The organism is Micromonospora sp. WMMC264 (assembly GCF_027497275.1).
GTDB classification, from domain to species: Bacteria; Actinomycetota; Actinomycetes; order Mycobacteriales; family Micromonosporaceae; genus Micromonospora; species Micromonospora chalcea.
This window is the reverse complement of the sequence record NZ_CP114907.1, coordinates 2,588,078-2,608,600: the sequence shown is the minus strand read 5'-3', so window position 1 is coordinate 2,608,600 and position 20,523 is coordinate 2,588,078. Positions and strand designations below refer to the sequence as shown.

The window sequence follows — 20,523 nt, the reverse complement described above, 5'->3', positions numbered from 1 at the left end:
GCGCGCATGAGCGCACCCACCGTGACGGCTGAGGCCGCCCCGATGAGCAAGCGGAAGACGCTGGAGGCGCTCAGCGGTCTGCTGCTCGTGCTCTTCGTGGCCATGCTGAGCAGCACCGTGGTCTCGACGGCCCTGCCGAAGATCATCGGAGCGCTGAACGGATCGCAGACGCAGTACACCTGGGTGGTCACCGCCACCCTGCTCACCGCGACCGCGACCACCCCGATCTGGGGCAAGCTGGCCGACCTGTTCAACAAGAAGCTGCTGATCCAGATCGCCATCGTGGTGTTCCTGGTCGGGTCGATCGCGGCCGGCTTCGCGCAGAGCGCCGGGCAGCTCATCGCCGCCCGCGCGTTCCAGGGCATCGGCGTCGGCGGTCTCCAGGCGCTGGTCCAGGTCGCCATCGCGGCCATGATCCCGCCGCGTGAGCGGGGCCGCTACAACGGCTACCTGGGCGGCGTCATGGCGCTGGCCACCGTCGGCGGCCCGCTGCTGGGCGGCCTGATCGTGGACACCTCCTGGCTCGGCTGGCGCTGGTGCTTCTTCGTCGGCGTACCGGTCGCGGTGGTCGCGCTGTTCCTGCTCCAGGTCACCCTGAACCTGCCCACCGTGCGCCGGAAGAACGTCAAGATCGACTATCTGGGCGCCACGCTCATCGCCGCCGGCGTCAGCGTGCTGCTGATCTGGATCTCGTTCGTCGACGACTCGTTCGCCTGGGCCTCCTGGCAGACCGGGGCCATGGTCGGCGGCGCGGTGCTGCTGCTCGCGCTTGCGGTCTGGGTGGAGGCGCGGGCCGCCGAGCCGGTGGTGCCGCTGCACATCGTCCGGGAGCGCACCACCGCCCTGGCGATCCTGGGCAGCCTCGCGGTCGGCATGGCGATGTTCGGCGGCGCGGTCTTCCTCGGCCAGTACTTCCAGATCGGCCGCGGCTACAGCCCGACCGAGGCCGGTCTGCTGACCATCCCGATGATGGTCGGCGTGTTGATCTCCTCGATCGTGGCCGGCCGGATGATCACGGCCACCGGGAAGATCAAGCCGTACATCGTGTTCGGCGCGGTCGTGCTGGTCGTCGGGTTCGCCATGCTCGGCACCATCGACCACGAGACGTCGCTGGTCTTCGTCGGCCTCGCGATGTTCATCGTCGGCGTCGGCGTCGGCATGACCATGCAGAACCTGGTGCTCGCGGTGCAGAACACGGTCGCGCTCAAGGACATCGGCGCGGCCAGCGCCAGCGTCGCGTTCTTCCGCTCGCTCGGCGGCACCATCGGCGTGTCGGTGCTCGGCGCGGTGCTCGCTCGCCGCGTCAGCGACCGGATCACTCACGACCTCGCCGCGGCCGGCATCCCCGCCTCAGGCGGAGGCGGCGGCAGCACGCTCAACCTCGACGCGCTGCCCGAGCCGGTACGGCAGATCGTGCGGGCCGCGTACGGGGACGCAACGGGGCACATCTTCCTGATCTCGGCCGCCATCGCGGTGGTGGGTATCGTGGCGGCGCTGCTGCTGCGCCCGGTCACCCTGCGTTCCAGCCTCGACCTGCCGGACACCGGCCGGTCGGTGGCGGTGGGAGCGGACGCCGTCGACGGCGCGCCCGCCTTCGACGAGGTGAGCGTGGACTCGGCCGGGCGGGAGGAACGCGCCCGCCGCTGAGCCCGTACCCCCAGGGCCGTCGCCGACCCCGGCGGCGGCCCTGATCCGTGCCATTAGGCACCGAAGGAGGAGTCGTGGACATCACGCGGGCCGCGCCGCCGCGCCTGGCCGCATGGCGGCGGGCCGCGCGTGAGCTGGCGCTCGTCGCCGTGCTCTTCCTCGCCTACAAGGCGGGCCGGCAGGTGGTGGCCGACCACGCCGAGGTGGCGGTCGCCAACGGCGAGTGGATCTGGCGGCTGGAGCGGCTGCTGCGCCTGCCCGCCGAGGCGGCGGTGCAGGGGCCGCTGCTGTCGCACGAGATCCTGATGCGGCTGGCGAACAGCTACTACGCCTTCGTCCACTTCCCGGCCACCGTGCTCTGCCTGGTCTGGCTCTGGCTGCGCCGCCCGGCCCACTACCTGCGGCTGCGGCGCGCCCTGGCGGCGCTGACCGCGGTGGCGCTGGTGCTGCACGTGTGCGTCCCGCTCGCGCCGCCCCGGCTGACCGAGCTCACCGGTCTGGTCGACACCGGCACCCGGTTCGGCCCGAGCGTCTACGGACCGCCCGACACCGACCAGCTCAGCAACCAGTACGCGGCCATGCCGTCGCTGCACGTGGGCTGGGCGCTGGCGATCGCGCTGGCGCTGATGGCGGTCACCACCGGACGCCTCCGCTGGCTCTGGCTGCTCCACCCCCTGGCGACAGCGCTCGTGGTGGTGGTCACCGGCAACCACTACTGGCTCGACGGGCTCGTCTCGGTCGCGCTGCTCGTGGCGATCCTGGCCGTGCTGCCCCGGCCCGCGCCGGACCGGCCCGCGCTCGTCGAGGCAGCCGGACCGGTGCGCCCGCACGTGGTGCCGGCGCCGCGCCGCGCCGGCCACCACCGGAACCCGCGGGTCCCGGCGGCGGCCGACGCGCGGCTGCGCCCTCCCGGGCGGGGCTGAGGGCCGGTCAGCGCAGCGTGCAGACCGTCCCGTTGAGGCGGAACGCGCCCGGCGGCACGTTCGGCCCGCTGTACGCGCCGACGAACCCGACGGTCGTGCTCCCGCCGTCGGCGGCGAGCCGCCGGTTGTCGGCGGTGGGCGTCACCCGGACGTTGCGGCCCTGCTGGTCCCAGGTGGCGCTCCACCCGCTGCTCACCTGCTGCCAGGCCGTCGGCCAGGTCCAGGTCAGCGTCCAGCCGTCGACGGCCTTCGCGCCGGTGTTGATCACCTCGACGTTCGCCACGTACCCGTTGCCCCAGTCGTTGTCGTCGTTGAACCGCACCGCGCAGGAGCTCTCGGCGGGGCTGCCGGTGGCGAACGTCAGCGGCGGGGACGACCAGGAGACCCGCCCGGCCGTGTCCCGGGCGAGCACGTTGACCGTGTAGCGGGCGCCCGGTTCCAGGTTGCCCACCGTCAGCGACGTGCCGGCGGTCTCGCCGAGCTGCTCGCTCACCGCGCCGTACTGCCGGTGCACCTCGTACTTGGCGATCGGGGACGCGCCCGGCGTGGCCGCCGGCCAGGAGATGGTCGCCGCACGGTCGGTCACCGCGCCCGCCGTCGGCCGGCCCGGGGCGCCGGGCCGCCCGGCCGAGCTGCCGGCCGGTCGCAGCACGAGCGTGGTCAGCGAGTACGGCGGCAGCGTGCGCACGGTGGCGCTGCCCGAGCGGTCGGTGCTGATCCCGGTCGCGCCGTTGGCAAGCGTGTGCACTGTCGGCGCCTCGTCGGCCGGGGTGAAACCGGCGTAGTCGAGTGCCACCGGGTGGGCGTTGTCCGGGTCCTTGTTCAGCAGCAGGACCGCGACGCTGCCGTCCGGCCGCCGGACCGCGTGCGCGGCGACCAGCGGCTCGTCGGTCCCGGCGCGGACGAGCTGGTCACCGGGCCGGGCGAACAGGTTCATCATGGACAGCGCGTGGTACGGCGCGAACGGGGTGTTGAACGCCGGCTGACACACCTCACCGTCGCTGGTGCAGTTGCCGCTGGACAGCAGCCCGAAGTCGCCGTAGTCGGTCTGCCCGGCCACCTCGGAGACGGTGCCGATGCCGTTGTGCACGTTCCACCACTGCACCGTGAAGACGCCCTGCTCCAGCAGGCCGCTGTAGGCGTCGGCCAGGAACAGCGCGCCGGGCGCGGTGGTGCGGCCGGCGTCCACGTTCAGCTCGGTGAAGCTGATCCCGATCCGGTCCGCGCCGGGGCCGGCGTACCTGGCGATCTGCTGGCGCAGCAGCCAGGCCGCCTCGGGCAGGTGGTTGGTCCGGGCCAGCGAGTCGGCGGCGTTGCCGCCGGGGTACCAGTGCACGTCCACGAAGTCGATCTTCGGGCCGGCGAGGGAGAGCACGGTCTGGTTCCACGGGCCCGGGTCGGAGCCGGCGGTGATCCCGTCCGGCCAGTTGCCGGGCATGGTGAGCACCGCGCCGACCTTGATGCTCGGGTCGACCGCCTTCATCGCGTCGGCGTACTCGATCACCAGCCGCGCGTACTGGGCGGCGCTCTTGTCCGGGTGGTCGTCGGCCTCCCAGGCCGAGCCGTAGTGGCCGTTGCCGTAGTTCTCGTTCCCGACGGTCCACCACTTGGCGCCGTAGCCCTTTGTGACGTTGGCGTACCGGACCCAGGCGGCGGCCTCGGCGGGCGTGCCGGTGCCGTAGTTCGCGATGATCATCGGCTGGGCGCCGACGCGGCGGGCGCCGGCCATGAACGTGTCGAAGTCGGTGTTCGGCGCGACGTAGCCGCCGGGCGCGGTGTGCGTCTCCCAGTGGTAGATGTCGGCGTACGAGCCGCCGGGGTAGCGCAGCATCTTCACACCCGCGGCCTTGAGCAGGTCGGACGTCTCGGCGCTGCCGAGCTGCGAGTCCCAGATGGCGTGGTTGACGCCGAGCGCGGTCTCCGGGACCGTGGCCAGCCCGGCGCGGGTGTTCACGGTGACGGTGACCGGGTCGGTGGGGTCGGCGGCGGCGACCGGTCCGCCGACGGTGCTGAGCGCGGTGGCGAGCAGCAGCAGGCTGGCCGCGAACGCGGTGGTTCTCCTCATGCGGGGGTGTCCTCCGGGGAGTGGGACGACGAGGCGATGCCCGGTCTGCGTCGTCCTCCCGGACGCCTGGCGGCGGCGGGATGCCCAGGAACGACGATCGGCTCCGCGCGGCGAGCCATCGACGAGGATCATACGCCCGGCGTCGGGGAGTGCAGGGCTTAATTTATAGACAGGAGTCTTTACTGTAAACAATGTTTAATTTATGTTCGGGGCACCTTCCGTTCCCCCTGAAGGAGTTGCCACCATGCGTCGAAGAATCACCCTCCCGCTGCTTACCGCAGGAGCCGTGACCGGCACGCTGGCGCTCGCCGCGCCCGCGCAGGCCCACGGCTACGTCTCCTCGCCGCCCAGCCGCCAGGCGCTGTGCGCGCAGAACCGGGTGCCCGACTGCGGCCAGATCAAGTACGAGCCGCAGAGCGTCGAGGGCCCCAAGGGCCTGCGCAGCTGCCACGCCGGCATCGCCCAGTTCGCGGTCCTCAACGACGACAGCCGCAACTGGCCGGCCACCTCGGTCGGCAGCACCGTCACGTTCACCTGGGTCAACACCGCCCGCCACGCCACCGCCAACTGGGAGTACTGGATCGGCGGCACCCGGGTCGCCGTGGTCGACGGCGGTGGCCGTCAGCCCGGCGCGACCGTGTCGCACACGGTCAACCTCGGCGGCTTCTCCGGCCGGCAGAAACTGCTCGCCATCTGGAACATCTCCGACACCGCCAACGCCTTCTACTCCTGCGTCGACCTGCAGATCGGCGGCGGTGGCGGCAACCCGACCCCGTCGCCCACGCCGACGGCGGCGCCGACCACCCCCGCGCCCTCGCCCACGCCCACCCGGACCAGCACGCCGGCGCCGGGCGGCACGTGGACGGCCGGACGGGCGTACCAGGTCGGCGACACGGTGACCTACGACGGCCGCACCTACCGCTGCCGCCAGGCGCACACCGCCATCGCCGGCTGGGAGCCGCCGAACGTGCCGGCGCTGTGGCAGCAGATCTGAGCCCGCGTACCCGCGCGGCGGAGCCGGCCGGTCCCCGGCTCCGCCGCGCGTCCGCGGCGCTGCTCGGCGTGGTGCTGACCCTGGCCGGATGCGGCGGCCCGCCCGCGGCCGATCCGTCCCCGCCGGTCCCGTCCGCCACAGCTTCGGTCTCGGCCGGCACGGACGCCACGGTCAGCGGGATCGACGCCCTGTTCCTGGCCATGATGGTGGCCCACACGGAGCAGACACTGGAGATCGTCCGGCTCGGTCTGGACCGCGTCACCGACCCCCGCATCCGCACGCTGATCGACGCCGTGCGGGCCACCGAGACCGACGAGCTGGCCACCATGCGCGTGTGGCTGCGCGACGCCGGCCCGTCGGCCGCCGCCGCGGCCGCCCGGCACGACCACTCCGGGCACAGCGACGCCGCCGCCGGACTGGCCCGGCTGCGCGCCGCCGCGCCCGCCGACGCCGACCGCGTGCTGGTCGACGTGCTGAGCCGGCACCAGCGCACCGCGGCCGACCTGGCCCGCGCCCAGGTCGCCGCCGGCACCAGCGAGCGGGTACGCGAGCTGGCCCGCCGGATCGAGCGCTCCCGGACCGCGGAGATCGAACTGATGGGCCGGATGGGCTGAAACAGCGCGCTGGCAGGCCTGCGAGCTGCCCGGACGTGTGATGACCTTCGTCACGTCGCCGGAGCGCCCACAGCCCCGCCGAGGTTCACGAATCGGCGCGCAACCACCCTTTTCCGTGAGCCGCCGGCCCGCCGTACGGCCGTGCGCAGGCCCGGGACGCCTCGTCCGTCGGCATAATTCGCCCCGGTCTGTCGCCGGTCGTGGTTAGGCTTCCCGCCGGACGTCGCCCCGCCGCGCGTTCCGCCCGCGCCCGGACGGTGCGTGGCGACCCCCACCGCCTTCGGCAGCCGAACCGGATCCAGGAGACCGTTAGTGACCCAGCAACCCGTCGCGACGTCGACAAAGCTCGACGCCGCGGTGCTCAAGGTGGCCGGCGTCGTCGTGCTCGGCGCGATCATGTCGATCCTCGACGTGACAGTCGTCAGCGTGGCGCTCCCGACGTTCCAGAGCGAGTTCGACGCCTCGTACGCGCGCGTCGCGTGGACCATGACGGGCTACACGCTCGCGCTGGCCACGGTGATCCCGCTCAGCGGCTGGGCCGCCGACCGGTTCGGCACGAAACGCCTCTACATGGTGGCGCTGGCGCTGTTCACCATCGGCTCCGGGCTCTGCGCCACCGCCGACTCGATCGGCGAGCTGATCGCCTGGCGTGTGGTCCAGGGCCTCGGCGGCGGCATGCTCATGCCGCTCGGCATGACGATCATGACCCGGGCCGCCGGCCCGCACCGCATCGGCCGCCTGATGGCAGTGCTCGGCATCCCGATGCTGCTCGGCCCGATCACCGGCCCGATCCTCGGCGGCTGGCTGATCGACGTCGCCAGCTGGCACTGGATCTTCCTGATCAACCTGCCGATCGGCGTGGTCGCGCTGATCTACGCCCAGCTCGCGCTGCCGAAGGACAACGCCGAGCCGTCCCAGGCGTTCGACTTCCTCGGCATGCTGATGCTGTCGCCGGGTCTGGCCCTGTTCCTGTACGGCATCTCCACGCTGCCCGAGACCGGCACGATCGCCGACACCAAGGTCTGGCTGCCGATGCTGGCCGGCGGCGCGCTCGTGGTCGCCTTCGTGGCCTACTCGTTCCGGCCCCGCCACCCGCTGCTCGACCTGCGGCTGTTCCGCAACCGCAACCTCACCATCGCCTCGATCACCATGTTCGTGTTCATCATCGCGTTCATGGGCGCGGGCCTGCTGTTCCCGAGCTACTTCCTGCAGGTACGCGGCGAGACGACGCTCGCCGCGGGCCTGCTGATCGCGCCGCAGGGCATCGGCGCCATGCTGACCATGCCGATCGCGGGCACGCTCGCCGACCGGGTGCCGGTCGGCCGGACGGTGCCCTTCGCGCTGGTGCTCATCGCGGCCGGGTTCTTCACCTTCACGCAGCTCGGCACCGACACCTCGTACTGGCTGCTCTGCGGCTCGTTGTTCGTGATGGGCCTCGGCATGGGCGGCACGATGATGCCGATCATGACCTCGGCGCTGAAGACGCTCAGCGCCGCCGAGGTGGCGCGCGGCTCCACGCTGGTCAACATCCTCCAGCAGATCGGCGGATCGATCGGCGCCGCGATCATGTCGGTCATCCTCACCAGCGAGCTGAACGGCTCGCGGCCCATCCCCGGCGTGACCGACCCGGGCACCGGCGCCCCGCTGACCGAATCCCAGCTCGCCATCGCCGCACAGCAGCGGCCCGAGCTGATCCAGCAGTTCCCGGTGCCGCCGTCGCTCATCGAGCGGGGGCTCGACTACGCCGCGGGCGCCTTCTCGACCACGTTCTGGGTCGCGTTCGGGCTGGTGCTGCTCACCTTCGTCCCGGCCGCCTTCCTGCCGCGCCGGCGTGAGCCGTCGCACCTGCTCGACGGCGAGACGGGCGAGGACAAGCAGCCGATGGCGCTGCCGATCCACTGACCGCCGTGACCGGGGCCGGACGCCTGAGCGTCCGGCCCCGCGCCACATCGGTGCGGTGCCGCCCGCCGTGCCGGGTGGGCGCGTTGTCGGCCACCCGCCGGTGTCCTCGCGCTGTCGGCCCGCCCGGCCGTGTCGGCGTGGCTTTCGCCGCCGGGACCGTGCCGGCGGGGCCAACCCGCCACCGGGGCCGTGACGAGCGCCTACGATCGGCACAGGGGGCCGGCGGGGAGAGGCGGGCAGCGTGAGCGCAGACGACGCGCAGCGGTCGGCGCGACGGCGTAACCGCATGCTGCTGGCGGGCCTGCTCGCCGTCGTCGGGCTCATCCTGCTGCTGCTCGGGCTCACCGTCGCCAGCGGCACCGTGGCCGGCGTCGAGGTGGTGCTGGCGCTGCTGCTCCTGGTCAGCAGCTACGCGATCCAGCGGCTGGCCCGCCGCGAGACCGTCTACCGCGACGAGCGGCGCTGACCGGCGCGGCGGTCCGGCCGGGCTAGGCTGCCAGTGTGGATCACGAAGACCGGATCGCGCTGTTCCTCGACTACGAGAACCTGGCCCTGGGCGTACGCGACCACCACGGTGGTGGTGCGTTCGACTTCCGGCCGATCGCCGACGCGCTCGCCGAGCGGGGGCGGGTGGTGGTGCGCCGGGCGTACGCGGACTGGTCGTACTTCGACGAGGACCGGCGGATGCTCACCCGGTCGCACGTCGAGCTGATCGAGATCCCGCAGCGCATGGGCGCCTCCCGCAAGAACGCCGCGGACATCAAGATGGCTGTGGACGCGGTCGAGCTGGCGTTCGAGCGCGGCTACATCTCCACGTTCGTGATCTGCACCGGCGACAGCGACTTCACCCCGCTGGTCCACAAGCTGCGCGAACTCAACAAGCGGGTGATCGGTGTGGGGGTGGAGAAGTCCACCTCGGCGTTGCTGCCGCCGGCCTGCGACGAGTTCCTCTACTACGACCGCCTCGAAGGCGTCGACGTGCCGCCGCCGTCCGCCCGCCGGTCGCGTCCGGCCCGGACGGCGCCGCCCGGGCCGGTGGCGGAACCGGTGGCGGAGGTCGCGCCGGAAGCCGCTGCGGGCGAGGAGGGGCGGGCCCGGGACGTCGACACGCTCGCCGTCCAGCTCGTTCAGACGGTGGCCGGCATGCAGGGCAGCTCCAGCGGTGACGTGACCGCGTCCGCGCTCAAGCGCGCGCTGCTGCGCAAGGACCCGACGTTCAGCGAGTCCGACTACGGCTTCCGTACCTTCGGCGAGCTGCTGCGCCACCTCGCCGCGCGCAACGTGGTGGAGCTGGCGGCGGGGCCGGCGAAGGGCGACCCGGAGGTGTCGCTTCCCGAACAGGGCGACCGGGACGTCGCGTTCGGGCTGCTGCGATCAGTGGTGGTGGACCTGGCCGGGGAGGGCGGCGCGGTCGCGCTGTCCGGGCTGAAGGACCAGCTCCGGCGGGCCCGGCCCGACTTCAGCGAGAAGAAGCTCGGATATCGCAGCTTCCTGCAGTTCTGCAAGGCGGCCGCGACGGGCGGCGCGGTGGAGCTGCGCTGGAGCCCCGAAGACGGCGACTACCTCCTGACCCCCCATACCCCCTGATCCCCACCCCACCCGCCCCTCGCCCTCCCCGGCCCCTCACCCCCGCGATCTTGCACTTGTGGCCTGCTCAAAGCGGGGCGAAGCCGGCATCTTAGGGGCGTTAAGTGCAAGATCGACGAGGGCGAGGGCGCGATCACCGCGAGGGTGGGCGTGGCGACGCCGAGGGAAGGGCGGCGGGGAAGTGGGAGAGCGGCGAGCGTGGGGCGGGGTCAGGGGAGGGTTGCGTCTTGCTGGGCTGTTGCGCCGGAACCGACGGCCAGGCCGAGGTGCAGGCCCACCAGGTCCAGGATGCTCGGCTCGGCGGATGCGGCGGACGGGCTCGGCTCCGCTGTCGGATCGGGCTCGCCGGTCGGAACCGGATCAGCCGTCGGGCTCACGCTCGGCGCCGGTGTCACCTGGCCTGCGGGTGGGTCGGACGATTCGACGATCACGGGCGTACGGCCGCTCACGTGCGTCGACGGGGATCCGGCGGCAGGTGGCGCGGTGGTGGGGACCCGATCACCCGAACCGGCGGCCGGAGGTCGCGGCGCGGGCCGGGGCGGCCGGGACGCGGGGGGAGACGACGGGTTGACCGGGGTCGCCACGGGCGGCACTGACGAAACGGCCGGTGGGGGTGCGGTCGCCGGGTGGGTCGCGGTTCGGGCTGCCGGGTCGGTCTGCCCGGCGGTCGCGGTCCAGGTGCCGGCGGAGGTGACGCCCAGCAGTACGGCCATCGCTGCGACGCCCGCCGCGGCCAGCCGCTGGGGGAGCGCCCGTTCGGCGGGGGCGTCCCACGGCCCGAGTGGCCGGGGTGGGCGGGGCCGGGCGGCCCGGTGGGCGGACCACAGCGCCTCGACGTCCTCCACCACCGCGGTGCGCGTACCGGTGGCGTCGGCGTGGGCCAGGGTGAGGTAGAACCGGGCGTTCGCCGCGCCCGGCGCCGGCACGCGCAGACCCGCCGGTGCGCCGCCGTCCGTGCCGTGCAGCAGGGTGACCGGACGGCCGGGGTGGTGCCCGAGTCCGCGCAGAGTCGGCAGGGGCCACTCCCGGCCGACGCCGGGCCCGGTGAAGGCGACCCGCCGGTCGGTCACCACGGCGGCGCCGCTGGCGATCACGCGCAGCCCGGCCGGTAGCGGGCCCTCGGCCGGGTCGAGACATCCGGCGAGCGTGCCGTCCGGCACCGGCAGTCCGGGTAGGTGCCGGGCCGTGGCCTCGACGAGGTCGACGGTGGGCAGGATGCGGTAGACGACCTCACCGTCGTCCAGTGGCACCGGTAGCGGGGTGCCCGTCAGGACGCACCCGTGGAAGCCGGCCGCCTCGATCCGCAGCCGGTCGAGGTGCTCCGCGCGCCGCCGCCAGGCCCGCGCCGCCGTCTCGTACGCCTGGCGCCGGCGCTCGTTCTCGCGCCGCGCCCAGGACAGCCGCCGCCGGAGATGAGCCCCGATCGCGTCGGGTCGCCTCGCCGTCACACCTGGTACAACGGCCTGCCCACTGCGCGGATACGTGAGTGCGGCTATCGTCCGGTTTGGCGGTGGTATGCCCGCGATTACACTTCGGGGCATGCCGCGGATCGTCCAGTTGCTGGCCTCGCCCGTGCACCGGTACGTGGGCCGCCCCGCGGACGGGCCCGCCCCCGCGCCGCCGGGTGAACTGGTCGAGCGGGTGGAGGTGCGCGCCGGGCTCGGCATCGTCGGGGACCGCTACTTCAGCCGCCCGGCGCACCGGCAGGCGAGCGTCACGCTGATCGCGCGGGAGTCGCTGCCGCCCGGGGCGGACCTCACCCAGCTGCGGCGCAACGTGCTGACCGACGGCATCCCGGTGGACGAGCTGGTCGGCCGGGTGCTCACGCTCGACTCCGGCGACGGTCCGGTCCGCCTGCGGGTGCACCGGGCCGCGCCGCCGTGCGCCTGGCTCGACGTGGTGGTCGCGCCCGGCACCTGGAAGGCGATGCGTCGCCGGGGCGGTGTGCGCTGCGCGCCGCTCACCGACGGCGTCCTGCGGGTCGGGCCGGTCACCGTCTCCGTCGACGACGACTGACCCGGTTCGGGAACTTTTCCCGCCCGCCGGCCGACCAACCGGAGGTCGCCGACAGTCAGGCCCGGTGGCAGGAGGGACGCCAGGGATGAACCGAGCGGGCAGCGGATCCGTACCGTCGGGCATGACGATGTCGGGCCGGCGGGCCGGCCGAGGATGAGCCCGGACGCCGACGACGAGCAGGTGACCGGGTGGGCCCGGAGCGCCGCCCGTGGTGACCGGCTGGCCGCTGCCGCGTTCGTCCGTGCCCTCCAGGCGCCGGTGTGGCGGTTCCTCGCCCACCTGGCCGGGCCGGCCGAGGCCGACGACCTGGCCCAGGAGACGTTCCTGCGCGCGCTGCGCAGCCTGCCCGGCTTCGCGGGCCGGTCGTCGGCGCGTACCTGGGTCTTCACCATCGCCCGCCGGGTCGCGGTGGACCACGTGCGGGCGGCGACCGCGCGGCCCCGGACGGCCGCGCTGGCGGACTGGCAGGCCGCCGCCGAGGCGGCCGGGGCGGTGACCCGCGGCGGGGACGACGGGGTGGTGTTGCGCGGGCTCATCGCGGCGCTCGCCCCGGACCGCCGGGAGGCGTTCGTGGCCACCCAGGTGCTGGGCCTGTCCTACGCCGAGGCCGCCGAGGTGTGCGGCTGCCCGGTCGGCACGATCCGGTCACGGGTCGCCCGCGCCCGGGAGGACCTGGCCGCCGCCTGGTCCGGCGACGTCCGTGACCGCCGGGCCCGCTGACACCCGCGGGCCCCGGCCGTCCGGCGGTTCAGGCCGCGCGCCGGTTGCGGGCCTGTGCGGGGTACGGGCCCGGCTGCACCAGCCGCAGCGGCGCCGGCGCGGCCGGTTCCTCGGTGCGCAGCGCCCACCGCGATCCGCTCGACCGGCCCCGCCCGGGCGGCGTGTCGCCGGGGCGCCAGCCCGGCCGGGACAGCACCAGCATCACGGCCCAGCCGACCAGCAGGAAGCCGTGGCTGACCAGCCGGGTCATCGCGACCTGACCGGTGATCAGGTCGTTCACCGACAGCAGCACCAGCGTGGCGACGAACGCGCTGAGCATCGGCAGCAGGCCGGACGGCGTGGTCCGGCGTGCCGCCACGTAGAGGAACCCGGCGCCGACTGCTACGTTCCACGCCGCCGACTCGTGCCACAGGTGCTGGCCGGAGGTGTGGGCGTGCGCGACCACCGCCTCCCGGCCGATCTGGGCCAGGCCGAGTACGAGCTGCACCGCGCCGAGCAGCCCGAGCGCCCCGCGCAGTCCGAGCGCGATCCGCTGGCGGCGGCTCGGCCGGGGCGGCGGCGCGGCGGCGAGCACCGCGTCGACCAGGTCGGGTACGCGCGGGGCGAGCTGCGTACGGGCCCGCCGGGTGACCGCCGCGGCCGAGTCGAACCAGCCCCGGCAGCCGGCGCAGCCGGTCAGGTGCGCCTCGGCCGCCTCGATCTCCGAGCGGGACGCCTCACCGTCCAGCTGTGCCGACAGGATTTCCCGCCACTGCTCACACGCCATACAGGGATAGTCGTCGGGAGGGGCGCGCTGGTTCCCGGCGGGGTGCCGGTCACGCCGCCGCGGCCGCTGACCGTTCCGCCCACGCGTGCAGCGCGTCACGGTCGCCCGCCGAGTCCAGGTTCAGCGCAGCCTCGATCAGTGCCAGATGGGTGAACGCTTGCGGGAAGTTGCCCAGCGCCGTGCCGTCGGGCGCGCGTTCCTCCGGATGCAGGCCGAGCGGCCCGGCCCGGCCGGCCAGCCGGTCGAAGATGTCCCGCGCCTCGCCGTGCCGGCCGGCCAGTACCAGCGCCGAGACCAGCTCGAAGGAGCAGAGCAGGAACGCCCCCTCGGTGCCGGGCAGCCCGTCGTCGGCCCGGTAGCGCCGGATCAGGTCGGGCGCGACGGCGAGGTCGGCGCGGATCCGTTCGACGGTGGCGACCACCCGGGCGTCGTCGCCGGGCAGGAACCCGACGAGCGGCATCCGCAGCAGCGAGGCGTCCGGCTCGGTCCCGCCGTACGCCATGACGAAACTGCCGGCGCGCTCGTCGTACCCGCGGTCGAGCACCTCGGCGTGCAGCGCGTCACGTTCCCGGCGCCACCGGTCCACCGGCGCGGCGCCGTCGCCGAGCAGCCCGGCGAGGCGGATGCCCCGGTCCAGGCAGACCCAGGTCATCACCTTCGAGTAGACGTAGTGCCGGCACGGGCCGCGGATCTCCCACACCCCGTGGTCCGGTTCCCGCCAGCGCTCCGCCATGGTCTCGACGTGCCGCCGCAGCAGCGCCCACTGCGGGCCGGTCAGCTCGCCGGTGAGCAGCTGGTAGGCAAGCGCCGCGTCGAGGATGTGCCCGTACGTGTCGAACTGGATCTGGTTCGCCGCCTCGTTGCCGACCCGCACCGGCGCCGAGCCGGCGTAGCCGGACAGGTGCGGCAGCTCACGCTCCTCGGTGGCGTGGCCGTGGATGCCGACGAGCGGCGCGAGCGGATGCTGCCGCGCGCAGATGCCGAGCAGGAACCGCAGATAGCGGCGGCCCTCCTCGGCGTGGCCCAGGCGGAACAGCGCGAGCAGCAGCAGCGCCGCGTCCCGGTGCCAGGTGAAGCGGTAGTCCCAGTTGCGGACCCCGCCGATCTCCTCGGGCAGCGATGTGGTCGGGGCGGCCAGCAGCGCGCCGGTCTCGTCGTAGGACAGGCCGCGCAGCACCAGGGCGCTGTGCCGGACCGCGCCGGCCGCGAAGCCCGTGTAGTCGCCGCGCGCCGACCACGCCCGCCAGCTGTCGGCGGTCCGCTCGGTCAGCTCCTCGGCGTCGGCGAGGGCGGGCACCGGGTCGGCGTACCCGAGAAGCAGCGTGGCGTCCTGCCCGGCGCGCAGCTCCGCCTCGGCGACGAGCGTGCCGCCCTCGACGGTGACCGGCAGGTCGGTGCGCAGCCGCAGCGGCGTGCCGTCGGCGTGCCAGCCGGTACCGTCGCGCCGCCAGCGCACCGGGCGTGCCCCGTACCCGGGGCGGGGCGTCAGCTCGGCGCGGACCCGCAGCACACCGTCGGTGACCCGCAGTCGGCGCACCAGCACCCGCTCGGCGTGGATCGGCCGGTCGGCGGCGCCGGGCCGGACCGCGAGCAGGTCCTCGCCGGCCGCCGCGCCGGACGGGGCGGCCCAGCCGTTCTCCAGCACCAGCGTGTCCGGCCGGTAGCGGCGCCGCGGCGCCGGGCAGCCGGCGACGGTGAGCGTGAACCGGCCGCCCGCGTCCCGGTCGAGCAGCCGGGCCGCGACCGCGTCGCCCGCCGCGTCCGGTACGCAGAACCACTCGACCGCCCCGTCCGGCGCGACCAGCGCCGTGGTGTGCGTGTCGGACAGGAACGCGTACGCGTCGATCGGCGGGAACGACGGCGGCGACTCGGGCACGGCGGTGACTACCCGGGGCGGGCACGGGTAAGCGGGTCGGGGAGGGGCCGCTGTGACACGCGAGTTCGTGAACTGGTCCGGCAGTCTCCGCTTCACACCGGCGGACCGGGCCGAGCCCGCCGACGAGGCCGAGGTACGCGCGCTGGTGCGCCGTGCCCGCGAGAGCGGCGCGACCGTCCGGCCGGTCGGCTCGGGGCACTCGTCCAGCCCGCTGGTGCGTACCGACGGGATCCTGCTGAGCCTGGACCGGATGGCCGGGGTGATCTCCGACGACGGGCGGGTCGCGACCGCGTGGGCCGGCACGAAGCTGCGGGCGCTGGGCGAAGGGCTCTACGACGCCGGGCTGGCCATGGACAACCTGGGCGACGTCGACTACCAGTCGATCGCCGGGGCGACCGCCACCGGCACCCACGGCACCGGTCTGGGCTTCGGCAACCTGAGTACCCAGGTCACCGGCGTACGCCTGGTCACCGGCACCGGGGACGTGCTGGACGTCGACGCGCGGCGCAACCCGGAGCTGCTGCCGGCCGTCCGCCTCTCCCTCGGCGCGCTCGGCGTGGTCACCCGGGTCACGCTCGACGTGCAGCCGAGCTACCAGCTGCACCGCCGCTCGTGGTGCGCGCACCTGGACTGGACCTTGGACCATCTCGCCGAGTTGCAGCACACCAACCGCAACATGGACTTCTACTGGTATCCGCGCAGCGACCAGACGCAGATCCGCGTGATCAACCGCACCGACACGGACGCCGCGCCGGACCGGGCACAGCCCCGGCTGCCGGACGGCGAGCCGCGGCAGAGCCAGGTCGGGCCCACCCACCGCACCATTCCCCGGCACCGGGAGCTGCGCTTCGAGGAGATCGAGTACATGCTGCCGTCGGAGGCGTTCCCGGCCTGCTTCGCCGAGGTACGCCGCCGGGTGCGCGACCGGCACCGCCGGGTGGCCGCCTGGCGGGTCCTGGTCCGCACCATCGCCGCCGACGACATCTGGCTCAGCAACGCCTACGGCCGCCCCACCACCACGATCGCCTGCCTGCAGAACACCTCGCTGCCGTACGACGAGTACTTCCGGGACATGGAGGCGGTGTTCCGGCACTACGGCGGACGCCCGCACTGGGGCAAGAAGCACTGGCTCGGCGCGCGGGAGTTGCGTCCCCTCTATCCCCGCTGGGACGACTTCCAGGCGGTGCGCCGCCGGCTCGACCCGGACGGGGTGTTCCTCACCCCGGACCTGGCCCGGCTGCTGGAGGAGTCGTGAGCGCGCCGGTCGGCGCCCGGGTCTGGGTGGTGCCGGGCGGGCACGTGCCGTTCCCCGCGCACGGCCCGGAACCGGCGTTCAACGCCTTCGACCAGCTCTGCGTGCTCAACGCCGCCGACGAGGACGCCGAGCTGGAGCTGGACTTCTACTACCAGGACGTCGAACCGGTCGGACCGTACCGGCTACTGGTCGGCGCCCGCCGGATCCGGCACGTACGGGTGAACGACCTGATCGACCCGGAGGCGGTGCGACTGGACCGCCCGTACGGCTGCGTGCTGCGTTCCCCGGTCCCGGTGGTGGTGCAGTTCCTGCGCCAGGACACCCGGCTGCCCGGCGTGGTGGCGCTGACCGGCACGATGGCGTACCCCGGGTGAGGTTCGGGCGGGCGACCGCGGGTACCCGGCCGCATGCGGGATGCCGTCGACCGGGTACGCGACGCCGGGCGGTCCAGCCGCCGGCGACTGGGCACGTACTTCATCGTGGCGGTCCAGGCCGGCCTCGCGGCCACGCTGGCCTGGACGGTGGCCCGCGAGGTGCTCGGCAACCCCGACCCGACGTTCGCGCCGGCCGCGGCGGTCAGCGTCATCGCCGCCTCGCTCGGCAACCGCACCCGGCGGACCGTGGAGCTGGTGGTCGGGGTGGTCCTCGGCATCGTCGTCGGTGACCTGCTGGTGCATCTGTTCGGCACCGGGCCGTGGCAGACCGGCGTGATCGTGTTCCTGGCGGTCTCCGCGGCGGTGCTCGTACGCGGTACCGGCGCGCTCGTCACCCAGGCCGGCGGTACGGCGGTGCTGGTCGCCACGCTGACCCCGGTGTCGCCCGACCTGGAGCTGCCCCGGACCCTCAACGCGCTCGTCGGCGGCGCCGTCGGCCTGCTCGTGGTGCTGGTGATCGCGCCGCTGAACCCGCTGCGCGCGGTCCGCCGCGTGGCAGACCCGGCGCTCGACACGTTCGCCAGTCAGATGACCGCGTCGGCGGAGGCGCTTGCACACGCCGACGTGCGCGCGGCCGACGAGGTGCTGGCCCGGATGCGCGCCGCCGAGACGGAACTGGACCGGATCGACGAGATGGTCGGCGCCGCCGACGAGGTGGTCCGGTTCTCCCCGGTGCGCTGGCGGCGACGACGCGCCCTGGCCGCGTATCGGCACGGCGCCGAGCACCTGGACCGGGCGTTCCGCAACAGCCGGGGCATGGTGCGCCGCATCGGCACCGCGTTACGGGACCGGGAGCCGGTGCCGCCGCACCTGCCCGCCGCGCTGGAGCACTTCAGCGAGGCGATTCGGCTGCTGCACCGGGCGTTCCTGGCCGCCGAGGAGCCGGCCGCCGCCCGGGAGCGGGTGCTGCGCGCGGTCCGCGACGCGGGCGAGGCGTGCCGGCAGGAGATCGGCTTCTCCGGCACCATCGTGGTCTCGCAGTTGCGGACCGTCGCCAACGACCTGCTGCGTGCCACAGGCGTGCCGGCGGACGAGGCCCGCCGTCAGGTCCGCCGCGCGGCAGCGGCCCGCTGAGAGGGCCACTCACGCCTCGGTCAGCAGGGTCTTCTGCACCTTGCCCATCGCGTTGCGGGGCAGCGCGCCGACCAGCCGCACCTGCCGGGGACGCTTGTGCGCGGACAGGTGCCGCGCCACGAAGTCGATCAGCTCGGCCTCGGCCACGCCGTCGCCGACCACGTACGCGGTCACCTGCTGCCCCAGGTCGGGGTGGGGCGTGCCGACCACCGCCGCCTCCCGCACACCCGGGTGGGCCAGCAGCGCGTCCTCCACCTCGCCGGCCCCGATCCGGTACCCGCCGCTTTTGATCAGGTCGGTGGCGGCCCGGCCGACGATGCGGTGGACGCCGTCCGGGTCGACCGTGGCGACGTCGCCGGTGCGGAACCAGCCGTCGGCGGTGCGACCGGCTGCGTCGGCGTCCGGCCGGTTCAGGTAACCGTCGAACAGCGTGCCGCCGCGTACCTGCAGCTCACCCATGGCCGCGCCGTCCGCCGGCAGCGGGTCGCCGTGCTCGTCCCGCACCCGCGTGTGCACGCCGGGCAGCGGCACACCCACGGTGCCGGGCCGCCGGGGACCGTCCGCGCGGGCGCTCACCGTCACGAGCGTCTCGGTCATGCCGTACCGCTCCAGCGGCCGGTGCCCGGTCAGCCCGGCCAGCGCCGCGAAGACCGGATCGGGCAGCGCCGCGCTGCCGGACACGAGCAGCCGGGCGCCGCGCAGCGCCCGCGCCGCCGCGGGTTGCGCCGCGATCCGCGACCAGATCGTGGGTACGCCGAAGTACAGCGAGCCGCCCGCCGCCGCGTACCGTTCGGGGTGGGGACGGCCGACGTGGCGCAGGCGGCTGCCGACGCGCAGCGGGCCGAGCACGCCCAGCACCAGCCCGTGCACGTGGAACAGCGGCAGCCCGTGGACCAGCAGGTCGTCCGGTGTCCAGGCCCAGGCGTCGGCGAGCCCGTCCAGGCAGGCGGCGACCGCGCGGCGGGACAGCATCGCGCCCTTGGGCGCGCCGGTGGTGCCGCTGGTGTAGAGGATCAGCGCGGTGGCCGCCGGGTCGGGCTCGGGATGGCTGGTGTCCGAGCGCCGGGCCAGGTCCAGCGGCACGAGCGGCGGCGAATGGGCTTTCCGTGTGCCCGGCGCCGCCAGCAGCACCTCCGCGCCGGAGTCACGCAGGATGTGGTCGCGTTCCATCGGTCCGGCGTCGGGCGGCACCGGCACCACCGCCGCGCCGGCGAGCAGCCCGCCGACCACGCCGACCACCGTCTCCAGGGTCGCCGTCGCGGGCACCGCCACCCGGGCCGCGCCGCGCAGGTCGTCGGCGACCGCGGTGGCCGCCCGGCGCAGCTCCACCCAGGACAGCGAGCGGTCCTGCACCCGGATCGCGCCCGGGCGCTCGTCGGTGGCTTCGGCGAGCCGGCTGAGCAGCGGCACGGGCACCCCTTTCCGGTACGTCCCCGAGGCGACCGTAGCCGGACGGCCCACCCCGGCCGGGTGGGCCGTCAGGAATGTGTCATCGTGGTCGGCGGCGAGAAAGGGGTCGGCATGTCGGATCCGTTGCACGGGGTGCTGGTCGCCGACTTCTCCCGCATCCTCGCCGGACCGTACGCGACGATGCTCCTGGCCGACCTCGGCGCGGACGTGGTCAAGGTGGAGTCACCGGGCGGCGACGACACCCGCGGCTGGCGGCCCCCGGTCCGCGACGACGTCTCCACCTACTACCTGGCGGTCAACCGCAACAAGCGCTCACTGGTGCTCGACCTGACCGACCCCGGCGACCTGACGCTGGCGCACCGGCTGGCCGACCGGGCCGACGTGCTGATCCAGAACTTCCGTCCGGGCGCGCTGCGCCGCTTCGGCCTCGACCACGACACGGTCACCGCCCGCAACGCCCGCCTGGTGTACGCCTCGATCAGCGGCTTCGGCGCCGCCGGGGGCGCCGACCTGCCCGGGTACGACCTGATGGTGCAGGCCGCCGCCGGGCTGATGAGCCTCACCGGGGACGCGGACGGCCCGCCCTACAAGGCCGGCGTCGCGGTGTTCGACGTGATCGCCGGGCTGCACGCGGCGGTCGGGATCCTGGCCGCGCTGCGGCACCGCGAGGAGACCGGGCGCGGGCAGCACGTCACGGTGGACCTGCTCTCCTCGGCGCTGTCCGGGCTGGTCAACCACACCAGCGCGCACGTGGCCGGGGCCGCGCAGCCGCACCGGATGGGCAACGCGCATCCGAGCATCGTGCCGTACGAGCCGCTGCCCACCGCCGACGGCGAACTGGTGGTGATCGCCGGCAACGACGGGCAGTTCCGTACCCTCTGCCGGGTGCTGGGCGTGCCGGAGCTGGCCGGCGACGCGCGGTTCCGGCGCAACGCCGACCGCGTTGCGCACCGCGACGAGCTGCGGCCGCTGCTGGTGGCGGCGCTGTCCCGGCGCGGCAGCGCGGAGTGGTTCGGCGAACTGCGCGCGGCGGGCGTGCCGTGCAGCCCGATCAACTCGGTGGCCGAGGGGGTGGCGCTGGCGGAGGGGCTGGGCCTGGAGCCGGTGGTGACGACCGGCGGCGTGCCGGGGATCCGCAACCCGATCGGCCTGTCCGGAACCCCGCCGCGCTACGAGCTGCCGCCCCCGGAGCTGGACGAGCACGGCGACCAGCTGCGCGCCTGGCTCGCCGCCCCCTGAG

Annotated in this window: 18 protein-coding genes; 13 read left to right on the top strand and 5 right to left on the bottom strand. The window is 74.4% G+C overall.

Annotated elements, in window-relative coordinates:
* Window positions 1-6: 6 nt before the first annotated feature.
* Window positions 7-1,647: an MDR family MFS transporter gene (locus tag O7542_RS11100; protein WP_281606177.1), complete on the top strand. Its 1,641-nt coding sequence runs from the start codon at window positions 7-9 to the stop codon at window positions 1,645-1,647.
* Window positions 1,648-1,721: 74 nt separating this feature from the next.
* A complete protein-coding gene (locus tag O7542_RS11095; protein WP_281606176.1) occupies window positions 1,722-2,570 on the top strand; it encodes a phosphatase PAP2 family protein in 849 nt (282 codons plus the stop codon).
* A 7-nt stretch (window positions 2,571-2,577) separates the two neighbouring features.
* On the opposite strand, the gene O7542_RS11090 is transcribed toward O7542_RS11095, so the two are convergent.
* Window positions 2,578-4,635, bottom strand: a complete 2,058-nt coding sequence (locus O7542_RS11090) for a cellulose binding domain-containing protein (RefSeq protein ID WP_281606175.1) — start codon at window positions 4,633-4,635, stop codon at window positions 2,578-2,580.
* 244 nt (window positions 4,636-4,879) lie between these two features.
* Here O7542_RS11090 and O7542_RS11085 point away from each other — a divergent pair, with 244 nt between their 5' ends.
* The 5 genes from O7542_RS11085 (at window position 4,880) to O7542_RS11065 (ending at window position 9,732) form a co-directional block, all read left to right on the top strand.
* Complete coding sequence (locus tag O7542_RS11085; RefSeq protein WP_113973967.1) at window positions 4,880-5,629, top strand: lytic polysaccharide monooxygenase; 750 nt, start codon at window positions 4,880-4,882, stop codon at window positions 5,627-5,629.
* Window positions 5,614-6,243: a DUF305 domain-containing protein gene (locus O7542_RS11080; RefSeq protein ID WP_281606174.1), complete on the top strand. Its 630-nt coding sequence runs from the start codon at window positions 5,614-5,616 to the stop codon at window positions 6,241-6,243. The genes O7542_RS11085 and O7542_RS11080 overlap by 16 nt, the downstream gene beginning before the upstream one ends.
* 312 nt (window positions 6,244-6,555) lie before the next feature.
* Window positions 6,556-8,145, top strand: a complete 1,590-nt coding sequence (locus O7542_RS11075; protein WP_043324274.1) for a DHA2 family efflux MFS transporter permease subunit — start codon at window positions 6,556-6,558, stop codon at window positions 8,143-8,145.
* Window positions 8,146-8,386: 241 nt separating this feature from the next.
* Window positions 8,387-8,611, top strand: coding sequence for a DUF3040 domain-containing protein (locus tag O7542_RS11070; protein WP_064446063.1), 225 nt, complete (start codon window positions 8,387-8,389; stop codon window positions 8,609-8,611).
* Window positions 8,612-8,646: 35 nt separating this feature from the next.
* The gene (locus O7542_RS11065) at window positions 8,647-9,732 is read left to right on the top strand and encodes a PIN domain-containing protein (protein WP_281606173.1); all 1,086 of its coding nucleotides are present in this window, start codon (window positions 8,647-8,649) and stop codon (window positions 9,730-9,732) included.
* A 209-nt stretch (window positions 9,733-9,941) separates the two neighbouring features.
* Here the strand turns inward: O7542_RS11065 and O7542_RS11060 are convergent, their stop codons facing one another.
* Complete coding sequence (locus tag O7542_RS11060) at window positions 9,942-11,180, bottom strand: hypothetical protein (protein WP_281606172.1); 1,239 nt, start codon at window positions 11,178-11,180, stop codon at window positions 9,942-9,944.
* A 91-nt stretch (window positions 11,181-11,271) separates the two neighbouring features.
* Between O7542_RS11060 and O7542_RS11055 the strand changes: the two genes are divergently transcribed.
* Window positions 11,272-11,748, top strand: coding sequence for a molybdenum cofactor biosysynthesis protein (locus tag O7542_RS11055; RefSeq protein WP_166456238.1), 477 nt, complete (start codon window positions 11,272-11,274; stop codon window positions 11,746-11,748).
* Between the two features lie 153 nt (window positions 11,749-11,901).
* Window positions 11,902-12,468 (top strand): sigma-70 family RNA polymerase sigma factor, encoded by a 567-nt coding sequence (locus tag O7542_RS11050; protein WP_043324268.1) that lies wholly within the window; start codon window positions 11,902-11,904, stop codon window positions 12,466-12,468.
* Between the two features lie 28 nt (window positions 12,469-12,496).
* On the opposite strand, the gene O7542_RS11045 is transcribed toward O7542_RS11050, so the two are convergent.
* Window positions 12,497-13,234 carry a zf-HC2 domain-containing protein gene (locus tag O7542_RS11045; protein WP_043324265.1) on the bottom strand — a complete coding sequence of 246 codons (738 nt, stop codon included), beginning with the start codon at window positions 13,232-13,234 and terminating at the stop codon, window positions 12,497-12,499.
* A 49-nt stretch (window positions 13,235-13,283) separates the two neighbouring features.
* Complete coding sequence (locus tag O7542_RS11040; protein ID WP_281606171.1) at window positions 13,284-15,110, bottom strand: glycoside hydrolase family 15 protein; 1,827 nt, start codon at window positions 15,108-15,110, stop codon at window positions 13,284-13,286.
* Between the two features lie 52 nt (window positions 15,111-15,162).
* On the opposite strand from O7542_RS11040, the gene O7542_RS11035 reads away from it, so the two are divergent.
* From O7542_RS11035 to O7542_RS11025, 3 genes are read left to right on the top strand one after another with little or no spacing between them, the layout of a single operon-like run.
* Window positions 15,163-16,365, top strand: a complete 1,203-nt coding sequence (locus O7542_RS11035; RefSeq protein ID WP_281606170.1) for a D-arabinono-1,4-lactone oxidase — start codon at window positions 15,163-15,165, stop codon at window positions 16,363-16,365.
* Window positions 16,362-16,739 (top strand): sensory rhodopsin transducer, encoded by a 378-nt coding sequence (locus O7542_RS11030; RefSeq protein ID WP_281606169.1) that lies wholly within the window; start codon window positions 16,362-16,364, stop codon window positions 16,737-16,739. Before O7542_RS11035 ends, O7542_RS11030 begins: the two co-directional genes overlap by 4 nt.
* A gap of 33 nt (window positions 16,740-16,772) precedes the next feature.
* Window positions 16,773-17,873 (top strand): FUSC family protein, encoded by a 1,101-nt coding sequence (locus tag O7542_RS11025; RefSeq protein ID WP_030502309.1) that lies wholly within the window; start codon window positions 16,773-16,775, stop codon window positions 17,871-17,873.
* Between the two features lie 9 nt (window positions 17,874-17,882).
* Here the strand turns inward: O7542_RS11025 and O7542_RS11020 are convergent, their stop codons facing one another.
* Window positions 17,883-19,283 (bottom strand): acyl-CoA synthetase, encoded by a 1,401-nt coding sequence (locus O7542_RS11020; RefSeq protein WP_281606168.1) that lies wholly within the window; start codon window positions 19,281-19,283, stop codon window positions 17,883-17,885.
* A 111-nt stretch (window positions 19,284-19,394) separates the two neighbouring features.
* Between O7542_RS11020 and O7542_RS11015 the strand changes: the two genes are divergently transcribed.
* A complete protein-coding gene (locus O7542_RS11015) occupies window positions 19,395-20,522 on the top strand; it encodes a CoA transferase (protein WP_281606167.1) in 1,128 nt (375 codons plus the stop codon).
* The last annotated feature ends 1 nt before the right edge of the window (window position 20,523 follow it).